The sequence below is a fragment of the Arthrobacter sp. Y3221157 genome, from assembly GCF_059089865.1.
Map to the genome: position 1 here is coordinate 1 of NZ_JBNHFD010000138.1, position 5,090 is coordinate 5,090.

General features: G+C 58.3%; 4 protein-coding genes. All 4 read right to left on the reverse strand.

The genetic code is table 11. From position 1 onward, the window contains the following. Positions 1–363: 363 nt before the first annotated feature. Positions 364–1,500: an ABC transporter permease gene (locus AC5RTT_RS19540; RefSeq protein ID WP_494146561.1), complete on the reverse strand. Its 1,137-nt coding sequence runs from the start codon at positions 1,498–1,500 to the stop codon at positions 364–366. 1 nt (position 1,501) lies between these two features. Beyond that, a complete protein-coding gene (locus AC5RTT_RS19545; protein ID WP_494146562.1) occupies positions 1,502–3,034 on the reverse strand; it encodes a sugar ABC transporter ATP-binding protein in 1,533 nt (510 codons plus the stop codon). A gap of 29 nt (positions 3,035–3,063) precedes the next feature. Then, positions 3,064–4,182, reverse strand: a complete 1,119-nt coding sequence (locus AC5RTT_RS19550) for a sugar ABC transporter substrate-binding protein (RefSeq protein WP_494146563.1) — start codon at positions 4,180–4,182, stop codon at positions 3,064–3,066. Positions 4,183–4,680: 498 nt separating this feature from the next. After that, a partial coding sequence (locus tag AC5RTT_RS19555; RefSeq protein WP_494146564.1) for a hypothetical protein occupies positions 4,681–5,090 on the reverse strand: 410 nt, incomplete at its 5' end.

The following is a 5,090-nucleotide window of genomic DNA, read 5'->3' on the forward strand; positions in this document are numbered from 1 at the left end:
TGGACAGATGCACCCTCCCACCGCGGAACCGGAAGAACCGCTAGTGGTGGAGGTCACATTGCCTGAAAAGAGCATAACACAATCATTCCGACAGCCACAAGAGCGAGATATCGGTTCGGGTGGGTTTTCTACGCCTTAGCCGATGGGTAGGGGCTGCTATTCGAGGCAGTCTTACATGCCGGCGACTCAAGCTGAACCCAGCAACGGCCATGACTACGCTCTTCCGGCCTGCGGGTCGCAGCTTAGTTCTAGACCACGCACGGGCTGCCGCCACCCAATGGTTCGGGTGGCGGCAGTCTACAAGCAGCCAAATTTAGCATTCTCTATTTCAAGGCTGTTGCGGGGATTGTTCCCACGCTGATGTCAACTGCCTGTGCGCTCTGCAGCGTGAGCGTCCTTTACGGGTTTATCACTGGTGCGCTTGAAGATGCGGGATATTGCCCCTGCCCGCCGTGATGTTTTTTCATACTTGGACAGGCCTACGGCGAGTAGCAGCGCAAGGCCATTGAACAGTTCGGTGATCCAGATAGGTGCTCCTACAAGCTGGAGACCTTTGATGCCCGTTGCCAGGACATAGACGGCGAGGATCGTGCCCCACACGTTGAAACGACCCCCGCGGAATTGAGTGGAACCGAGAAAGACGGCAGTTAGTGCGGGGAGCAGAACGCTGGGTCCAACTGTTGGATCTCCGGCGTTGATTCGTGAAGCGAGAATAGAGCCGGCCAGTGCTGCAAGTACGCCTCCTGCCATGAGGCTTCCGACAATCATCCGGTCGGTGTTCACACCAGCCAGGCGCGCGCCCTGGGCGTTGAACCCGGTTGCGTACATGCGTCGGCCGACTGGAGTTTTTTCGAGCACATACCACGCTACAAGCGCCACAACGAGGACTATGTATACCGGAAGCGTTACACCGAGGATCTGCGTCACCGCGAGGGCACGGAATTCTTCACCTAGGTTCAGAATCTGCCGACTGCCTGAGGTCCATGCGATACCTGCGAGCAGGATGGAGCTCATGCCGAGTGTTGCGATAAAGGAATCGATCTTTGCGCGGGTGATGATGAGCCCTGACACAAGGCCTAGGAGTGCTCCGATCAGCAGGGTCAGGGCTATCGCCTGTGCAGGTGGAAGGCCTTGCTTGGAAATTAGAGCGGCAACGAGGATGCCGCCGAGGCCTACTTCAGCGCCGACCGCCAAGTTGAAGCTCCCCGCTACAAGGGGTATTAGCGCCGCAAGCGCGGCAAGAGCTGTCACAGCCTGGGCGTCGAGCAGGGTTCGCCAGACCCCGGGCGAAAGAAATGAATCGGGAATCCAGAGGCCGAAGATGATACATATGGCCAGCAGTATGTAAACCGCGCTGATATTTCTGAAGGACAGGGTTTGGCGCAGCTGGGCTGTCAGTGTCCGCTTAGTTCGGGCCATCTTTTGAGGCTGGTTTTCCGGTGCCTGGTTTCCCTGTTGTCCGGCTTGTTGCTCGTCGATCAGTTTCAGCGACTCGGGCATGTCAATTTTCCTTCGAACTGGATGCAGTGAGATCGGCTACGACGCCGTAGCCCTCACGAATGAGTAGTGTCTCGTTGACGTCGTCGTCTGTCAGCACACTTGCCGTTTCTCCTTCTCGGAGGACGTAGACGCGGGAGCAAAGTTGCGCGAGTTCTTTGGCATCCGATGAGCACACTAGGACGGCAGTCCCTTCTGCCGCAGTGGCAGCTACCGCGGCGTAAATTGAGGCTTTGGCCCCTACGTCTACGCCTTGGGTGGGTTCCTCAAGCAGCAGGACTTTCGGTTTGTTTCGAAGCCACTTGGACAAAACAATCTTCTGTTGGTTCCCGCCGCTAAATGAGCTCAGCTTCTGCTCCGGCGTTCCTGGCCGGACGCCGAACTGGCCCATCAGCCCTGACACCTCCGCATGTTCTGCTTTGGTGTCGAGCCGCCCAAACATGCGGCGAAGGGGACCGAGCCTCGGAAGCGTGAGGTTTTCCCGTGCGGACAATTCAAGGATGGCCCCATGCCGGGCGCGGTCTCCTGGAACGAATGCGAGCCCGGCCTTGATGCTGCCTTCTGGCCCTGTCAGTGCGTGGGGTCTGCCAGCGAGTTTGAACTCCTGAACTGTTCCGGGCTGTGCCCCGAACAGCAGAGAGGGTATCTCTTCCCTGCCTGAGCCCAGGACCCCCGCGACGCCGACAATTTCTCCTGGGTGGATTTCCAGGTCAATGTTCCGGACAACGTTCCCGGTCAGCCCGCGGACGCTCAACGCCGGTTCCCCGCTGCAGTCAGCTCCCCTGGATGAAACGCCGTATGTGGAGTCAGTTCCGCTGACGAGTCGAATCAGCTGTGCATGGTCCATATCGCCCCGCGGGGTGTCGGTGACCTTCGTGCCGTTTCTTAGGACGACAATACGGTCTGCGAGGTTCATGACCTCATCAAGCCGATGCGATATGAAAATGACCCCGGCACCACCTTCAGCAATCGCTCTCACTGCTTTGAAGAGGATTTCGACTTCGCTGCTGTGGAGGGCTTCAGTGGGCTCGTCCAGGACAAGAACGTTTCGGTCGTGCTGCCACCCGTCAAGCGCCCTTGCGATTGCAATGATTGACAGCTGGGCCGCCGTTAGGTTGCTGATCGGAACGTTGACGTCAAACTCAGCCCCGAAGCGCGCAAGTTTCTCTTTGGTACGGCTATTTTCCGCTGCCCTTCGGTGGGGGGAGAGTGAGCGCATACCCTCCCCACGGACCAGAGAAAGATTTTCGACGGCGGTCAGGGCCGGGATAAGACCGAGATCCTGGTGGATGAAATGCATCTCCGTGTCATGGTTGGTCTCACCGAGCTGGACGGTACCGCCGTCAGCTTTGTAAACGCCTGCAAGGATCTTGACCAAGGTGGATTTTCCAGAGCCGTTATGGCCCAGGACGGCCACGATTTCGCCGCTGTGCACATCCAATGAGACGTTGTTGAGTGCCACCAACCCGGGGAACTCTTTGCGAAGGTCGGTTATCGAAAGGAGCCGTTGGCTGGTTGATCTAGGTGTGTCGACCATAGGAGTATCTCCGTCGCGGGCTTCTCGGTTTACTTCTTCCAAAGTGTCTTGAAACGCTCGGCGTAGTCCGGGTATCCGTTCCATCCGTCGGTTGCATCGGCAGGAACATTTTCCTTAGTCAGCACTTGTTTGACGAGGATTCCGGCCTGCTGGGCCGCGCTCAATTCTTGGTTCGCCATCTTGCGTGCCATCTGGTCGAGCATCGTCCACATCATGATGTCGATATCCCAAGCGACAGTGGCGTCCTGCTGGCCATTCTTGATTGCTTCGAAGTTCGCCTCGCTCGGAGCTTGCCCTACGGTTATTGCCTTGATGCCAGCCACGTTCATCGCTGCGGGCAGCCCGACCTGCAATTCGTCAAAGGAGACCAGGACAGCCTGCGTTTTCGGATTCGCCTGCAGGTCACTGACGATCGTCTGCGGAGCAGCATTGCCAACCTGAGCTATAGGAATGTCAACCACGCGCAGATTACATCCCTCGCAAAGTTCATCGAGCTTCTCCCTGACTCCGTTCTCCATCGAGGTGGTGAAGGCAAGCTCTGGCGTCTTGTAATAGACGATCTCTGTTACTTTCCCTTCACCCTTTGCCAAGGCAGTAGCCACCATGACTTTCCCTGTCTGCGCGACGTCCTCAGGGCCGCCCTGCACTTCTGTGCCGAAACCAAATTCCTCGCCATTGGAGAGCGCACCGCCTACTACTACCGTGCCGGCCTGGCGGAGGGCCTCCAGCTGGGATGCGTACAGGACCGGGTCCACAGCCACAGCAATTACGCCTGCAGGCTTCATCTCAACAACGGAATTCAGCGCGGAGTTAATGCTCTCTGCAGTTCTTCCCAGAGACACCGACTTGTATTCCACGCCCATCGCCTCTGCGGCCTCCTTTAGGGATGCTGCCTGCAGGGTCGAAACGGAAGTTCCGGCCTCCAGGAAGACAACCTGGGAGCCTGGGGCTGGCAGCTTGTCCAAGGGGTCAGTGACGGGAAATGCGCCAACATTTTTGAAATCGGCCAAGAAAGCCGTCGTGGCGTCCAGATCTACTTTGGCGACGGATGCTGGGGACGTGTTCGCACCACCGCAAGCGGCCAAGGTGAGAGTCGTGAAAAGCGCCAAGGCGGTGACCTTGATTGTTGGTCGTGTGAATACAGCCATGTCAACTCATTTCAAATGAAGGTGGGAGATGTGGTTCAGCAGCTGCGGGCTCGACGTTGAGCATCGCTTGCGTGGGTGAAGCCGTAGCAGCCAATACGGGACCGTTAGTCCGGTATCGCGGGCATGGGGCATCAGGGATTCATGGTCCTGATAGAGGTAGGGGAGACGTCAGGCCGAAGGCGCATGGGGATTGGGCTCAATGTTCCTGCAGGCCTTGCGCGCTCTGTGACCGGCTCTTTGCTTGGCGGCCGGTAGGAGGTCCATTGCAAAACTGTGCCGTCAGAATTATTGATGGCGGTGATTTTCTTGCTTCTGCAAGGAGACATTGTGTATCTGATGGGGCACTTCAGGGTCCGGCAGGCGGGGTGCGCCGTGTCGGGGATGCCGTTGGGGAGGGAACCGTGATGGCGCAAGCAGTCCAGCTACTGGACCTGATTTGATGCTTCCGGGCGTATGTCCTGCCGGCTGTTTTTCTCGGCAGGACATACGTGGTGGGTTTTAGACGTTGGCGGGTGTGCCGATCCGGCATTCGACGCCGTATTTGGCCATCAGCGGAAGGGTCCGCTGTGCGACGGCGGCGAGGTCGTCGATGTAGTCGGGAACGACGAGCATGATCCCGTCGAGTTCGCCTTCCAGGACGGTGGTGGCCAGGCGCCGGGCGAGGGTTTCGTAGGAGCCTACGAGCTCGCCGGGCATGACGCTGCTCTGCTTCTCGCCGCCGATGAGGGACTTGGAGGAGTCGCTGAGCTCCTTGAAGCTCTTGTTCTGCTCGTAGCCGGCGGCGATGTCGGCCAGGCATTCCTTATCGACACCGGCGTTGAAGTAGTCCATCCGGGCCTGGGCCTCTTCGTCGGTTTCGCCCGGGATGACGGTGATCAGGCCGTAGGTCTTCAGGTTCGGCTTGCCCA

Excerpts from the sequence above, each read along its gene's own strand:
- AC5RTT_RS19550 (WP_494146563.1), bottom strand. The coding sequence starts at position 4,182 with ATGGCTGTATTCACACGACCAACAATCAAGGTCACCGCCTTGGCGCTT.
- AC5RTT_RS19545 (WP_494146562.1), bottom strand. The coding sequence starts at position 3,034 with ATGGTCGACACACCTAGATCAACCAGCCAACGGCTCCTTTCGATAACC.
- AC5RTT_RS19540 (WP_494146561.1), bottom strand. The coding sequence starts at position 1,500 with ATGCCCGAGTCGCTGAAACTGATCGACGAGCAACAAGCCGGACAACAG.